The sequence below is a fragment of the Massilia sp. CT11-108 genome (assembly GCF_047302915.1).
Lineage (GTDB): Bacteria > Pseudomonadota > Gammaproteobacteria > Burkholderiales > Burkholderiaceae_D > Telluria > Telluria orientalis.
In genome coordinates, this window is the sequence record NZ_JBKYMO010001411.1 from 1 (window position 1) to 310 (window position 310).

The following is a 310-nucleotide window of genomic DNA, read 5'->3' on the forward strand; positions in this document are numbered from 1 at the left end:
ATCATCTCCATGATGCGCGGCCCCACGGTCCCGTCATGGCGCGTGAAGTTATATGCCTGCGACAGCAGGAAGATCAGCGCGCCCGCGATGGCGCCCAGCACCTGCGCCACCACGCGCGTGCGGCGCGCGCCCAGCACGCGCACGAGGCCCAGCGTCAGCAGCATGCCTGCGCAGGCCGTCAGCGTCGCGCAGGCGGCGATTGTCACGTACAGGCCGAGCCAGCCGGGATGGCCCAGCACCAACGCGACGTTGGCGAACGGGCCGGCCAGGTACACGTAGGGCAGGGCGGTGGCGGCCGCGATGCCGAGCA

Annotated in this window: 1 pseudogene; it reads right to left on the reverse strand. The window is 71.3% G+C overall.

Going from position 1 to position 310, the window contains the following annotated elements:
- Window positions 1-310: pseudogene (locus ACEN88_RS35055) on the reverse strand (putative ABC transporter permease subunit); the annotation flags it as partial.